At 73.1% G+C, this 4,759-nt stretch carries 3 protein-coding genes and 1 pseudogene; 1 reads left to right on the top strand and 3 read right to left on the bottom strand.

Features of this window, described 5'->3' with window-relative positions:
- Window positions 1-541: pseudogene (locus EAO75_RS40205) on the bottom strand (GNAT family N-acetyltransferase); the annotation flags it as partial.
- 27 nt (window positions 542-568) lie between these two features.
- Window positions 569-1,222, bottom strand: a complete 654-nt coding sequence (locus EAO75_RS40200; protein WP_147999984.1) for a hypothetical protein — start codon at window positions 1,220-1,222, stop codon at window positions 569-571.
- Window positions 1,223-1,440: 218 nt separating this feature from the next.
- Between EAO75_RS40200 and EAO75_RS40195 the strand changes: the two genes are divergently transcribed.
- Complete coding sequence (locus EAO75_RS40195; protein WP_147999983.1) at window positions 1,441-2,130, top strand: copper homeostasis protein CutC; 690 nt, start codon at window positions 1,441-1,443, stop codon at window positions 2,128-2,130.
- 415 nt (window positions 2,131-2,545) lie between these two features.
- Here EAO75_RS40195 and EAO75_RS40190 read toward each other — a convergent pair whose 3' ends face one another.
- Window positions 2,546-4,594 carry a HelD family protein gene (locus tag EAO75_RS40190; RefSeq protein ID WP_147999982.1) on the bottom strand — a complete coding sequence of 683 codons (2,049 nt, stop codon included), beginning with the start codon at window positions 4,592-4,594 and terminating at the stop codon, window positions 2,546-2,548.
- Between the last annotated feature and the right edge of the window lie 165 nt (window positions 4,595-4,759).

The following is a 4,759-nucleotide window of genomic DNA, read 5'->3' as shown; positions in this document are numbered from 1 at the left end:
GGAGCTCGGCGCGGCCGGTGGCCCACAGGAGGGTGCCCCAGTGGTCGGGGCCCGGGCGGATGTGCGGGAAGATCGTCGTGAGGACGAACCGGGGCAGTTCGGCGGGCGGTTCGTAGCTCAGCCCCAGGCCCTCGGCGATGTCGTGCGTGTGCAGCAGCACCTCGGCGATCCCCATCGCGGCGAAGCCCTCGCGGTTCGCGCTGCGGAAGGGGTACGGGTGGAAGGCGCGGACCTCGCGGGGCGTGGTGCGGAGCGTGGCGGCGAACAGGGCGCCGGTCGTCTCGATGACCTGGAGCAGGCCCGCGTTGTCGGTGCCGTCGTCGAGGGTGATCTCGAAGGGGACGTAGGCGTCCTGGGCGCGGCCCGCGAGCTGGCCGGCGTAGGCGATGAGGTCCTCGGCGATGTGGAACGCCGTCCGGTGGCAACTCCACTCCAGCCGCCCGGCCTTCACGGCCTCCCAGTCCCGGTCCGCCGCCGCGCGCAGTAGTGCCACGCAGCTCGCCACGGCCTCGGTCACGCGTTCCCCGCCCATGTGTCGCATGTGCGGCAGGCTACGGGCCCGGGTCGGTCAGAGCGACAGCATTTCCAGCTCGGCGGCGAGGTTGTAACGGGCGGTGGCCTCCCACTCCTTCCTGCCGTGCGGAGTGCGGAACAGGCCCGGCAGATCCAGGAGTTGGCGCAGGATCGCGGCGCGTCCCGCGCGGAAGGCGTCGCTGGGGACGAAGTGGTACTCCTCGCGGACGGCGGCCGTGTAGGCGGCGTACGCGGAGGGCGGGGCGGCGAGGATCGCGAGGTCGGCGTCGCACAGGACCTGGCCGTCGCGGTCGTCCGGCGCCGGGTCGTGGGTGACGGTGAGGCGGACCAGCCGGGCGACCTCGGCGGTGCGCTCCGCGGGAACGCCGGCCTCGGGGAGCGCGCGCTCGGCGAGCCGTGCGGAGCGCTCCTCGTTCTCCGAGCGGTCGGGGAGGTAGACGGCGTCGTGGAACCAGGCGGCGAGGCGTACGACGTCCGGGTCGTCGGCGTGGCCGGCCAGTTCGTCGACGCGGTCCAGGACCACGGTGAGGTGGGTGAGCGTGTGGTAGTGGCGCTGCGGTTCCTGCCAGCGGGTGAGGAGGTTGTCGGCGTACGGCGCAGGGTCGGGCGAGGTCGCCGGGGAGCGGGCCGCGTTCAGGGCTCGGGCGAAGCGGGCGCGGAGGGCTTCGAGGGCATGGGGATCGGCCATGGCGTCATTGTGACGTGCGCGGCACGCGTTCTCCCGGGCATGTCGTCCGTCGCCTGGGCGATCCGGTCGCCCGCGTCCCCCGGGGCGCGACATCGGGGACGCCGCCACCCTCGTACGGCTGTGGGGGAGCTGAACATCTTCGGCGGGCAGGCGTAGGCTTGGATTGGACTAGACCTGTAGGCGTCCAGTCGCCGTCGAATGCCGAGGAATGGGGTCCCATGAGCAAGCGTGCAGTCCTGGAGGTGATCGCCCTCGGGGTCGAGGACGCGGTCGCCGCCCAGGCCGGAGGTGCGGACCGGCTCGAACTGGTCACCGACATAGCGGCCGACGGGCTGACCCCGCCGGTCGAGACCTTCGCCGGGATCCGGGCCGCCGTCGACATCGACCTGCGCGTGATGCTGCGGCTGGCGGACGGGTTCGCGGTGGGGGACGTCGAGCGGGTGGTGCGGACGGCACGCTCGATGCGGGACGCCGGCGCGGAGGAGTTCGTGCTCGGGTTCCTCGATGCCGAGGGCGGGGTGGACGTCGAGACGGTCGAGCGGGTGGTGAGTGCGCTGGACGGGTGCCGGTGGACCTTCCACCGTGCCATCGACCGGGCCGCGGACCGTAACGCGCTGCGCAAGCAGCTGGACGGGATGCCGGGCCTGGACACGTACCTCACGGCCGGTTCGGCGGCCGGCGTCGACGACGGTCTCCCCGTCCTGCTCGCCGAGGCGGCGCGGGGTGGGGAGCCCGGGTACGAGCAGCGGATCCTGGTGGGCGGCGGCTTGCGCCTCGATCACGTCCCGGGGCTGCGAGCGGCCGGGATCGACGCGTTCCACATCGGCGGGGCGGCACGACCGCAGGGCTGGGACGGACCGGTGTCCGCGGCAGCGGTGACGGAGTGGCGCTCCGCGCTGGACGCGTAGCCCGACCGGGAGTGCCCCCGCGCCCACCCGTGGCCCCGGCACTGGCGGGCGGGAGTACCCTCGCGCCTACCCGTGGCACCAGCACGGGTGGGCGCGGGCGCCTGCACCCCCTCAGGGGCGCGGGGAACTGCGCGACCAGCCCCCGACGACCGGCACCCGCTCGCGGCCCTGAATGCCGACGGCCCGTCGCAACGCACGCGAGCTGCACCCCCCTCAGGGGCGCGGGGAACTGCGCGACCAGCCACCGACGACCGGCACCCGCTCGCGGCCCCGAATGCCGACGGCCCGTCGCAACGCACGCGAGCTGCACCCCCCCTCAGGGGCGCGGGGAACTGCGCGACCAGCCCCCGACTACCCGCAGCCCGGCACGAGACCCCGCAGCCCGGCACGGGACCCGGCACGGACGTCGTCACCGTCACCCCAACTGCCCCGGCAACGGCCCCCCATGCACCACGATCAACCCCGACACCGCCCTCGTCAGGGCGACATACAACCGCCGCAACCCCGTCCGTTCGTCCGGCTCGCCGTCCACCACCGCCTGGGGCTCGTCCAGGACCACGTAGTCGTACTCCAGACCCTTCGCGAGCGACGCCGGCACCAGGGTCAGGCGGGTCTGCCGGGTCGTCTCCTCGCCGGGGGCCAGATACGTGAGGCCCGCCGCCGAGAGCGCCTCCGCAAGCACCGGAACCCGCGCATCCGCGGCGATCAGCCCGATCGACCCCTCCCACCGCAGCAACTCCCCGCACGCATCGACGACTCCGCCCGCCCCCGACACCGTACGGACCTCGAAGAGCCCGGGATTCTCACGGATCGACGCCACCGGAGTCAGCCCGGGTGCGATGTGCGGGAGGAGACGCGAGGCGTAGGCGATGACGTCCGTCGGGACACGGAACCCGGCCGTCAGCTCCTCGATGACGCCCTCCGACTTGCCGAGATGGGCCAGCGCCTCGTCCCAACTCCGCGTCGCCCACGGCGTCGTCCCCTGCGCCAGGTCACCGAGAACCGTCGCCGAACCGGTCGTACAGCGCCGCCCCACCGCCCGGTACTGCATCGGCGACAGATCCTGCGCCTCGTCGAGGACGACATGGCCGAGGGAGGGCGTCCGGGAGACGAGGTCGCACACCTCGTCGATCAGCACCGCGTCCGCCGCCGACCACTTCGCCGCCTTCACCGACCGCGCCGGCTTCGCCCACAGGATCGTCTTGCGCTCGTCCTCGTCGAGCACCCCGGCCGCGTGTTCGGCCAGGAAGCCGGCGTCAGCGAGCAGACGCAGCACCAGCTTCGCCGGGTCGACCGGCGGCCAGATCTCCTTGACGGCCGTCTTCACCGCACTGTTGCGGGCCACCGCGTCCTGCACCCGGTCGTCCGGCGCCTCCCCCGACCGCTCCATCTGCACCAGCACGGCATGCGCGATGCGCTGCGGAAGCGCCTCGCGGGCGGCGCCGTACCGGATGTCGCGGGCCAGCAACTCACGGACGATCTCTTCGAGTTCGTACGCCGGGACGCGCCACCGCCGTGATCCGCGCACGACGACCACCGGCTCCGTCGGCATCGTCACGTGCGAGTAGACCGCGCGCCGCAGCACCTCCGCCATCCTCGCGTCGCCCTTGATGACCGCTGCCGCCGCGTCGTCCGTCCCGCGCACCTCCACGTGCGCCACCAGGTCGTCCACCGTCGCCTGGCGGACCGTCAACTCACCGAGCGCCGGGAGCACTTGCTCGATGTAGTGCAGGAAGGACTTGTTCGGCCCGATGACGAGGGTCCCGGTGCGGGCGAGCCGCTCGCGGTGGGCGTAGAGGAGATAGGCCACCCGGTGCAGCCCGACGGCCGTCTTCCCCGTGCCCGGCCCGCCCTGCACGCACACCGTGCCGCCGAGCCCCGACCGTACGATCTCGTCCTGCTCGGGCTGGATCGTCGCCACGATGTCGCGCATCGGGCCCACGCGCGGACGCTCGATCTCCTGCTGGAGCAGCTTGCTGGTCCGGGCCGCCTCCGCGGGATCGGAGAGGTGCTCGTCCTCGTACGCCGTGAGGTCGCCGCCGGTGTAGCCGAAGCGTCGGCGCAGCGCGATGTCCATCGGGGCGTTCTTGGACGCCCGGTAGAACGGCTGGGACACCGGCGCCCGCCAGTCGATGACCATCGGGTCGCCCTCGGCGTCGTGCACATGCCGGCGCCCGATATAGAAGCGCTCGCCCTGCGCGCCCTCCGCCCCTTCGGCGCCGGGAGCGTGCAGATAGTCGAGCCGGCCGAAGAACAGCGGGGTGTCGCTGAGGTCGGCCAGTGCCTTGATGCGCTCGTCGATCTGGCGGGCGAGGACTTCGGCGTTGACCCAGTTCGCGGTGACGTCGCTGATGTCGAGGGACTCGACGTCCTCCCGCATGGCGCGCAGGGCGGCGCGGGAGCCGGCGAGGTGGGAGCGCTCTCGGGAGAGCGGGTCCAGGGGGTCGTCGACGGGCGTGGACAAGGGGGTGCCTCCGGAGGACCTACCTGTGGGTGGGTGAGAGAGCCGACCGGTTTCCGTCCGGGCGGCAGCACTCCGTGAACGGAGGCGGGCAAGAGCGGAGATTTTAGGTGAGCGCCCCGGCCGGGCGCCAACGAATATTCCGGCCCCGCCGACCCCCCGCCCGAC

Origin of the sequence: Streptomyces sp. UW30 (assembly GCF_008042075.1) — a bacterium.
In the GTDB taxonomy this organism is placed as follows: domain Bacteria; phylum Actinomycetota; class Actinomycetes; order Streptomycetales; family Streptomycetaceae; genus Streptomyces.
Note: the sequence above shows the minus strand (reverse complement) of the source record. Positions and strands in the feature narration are given on the sequence as shown.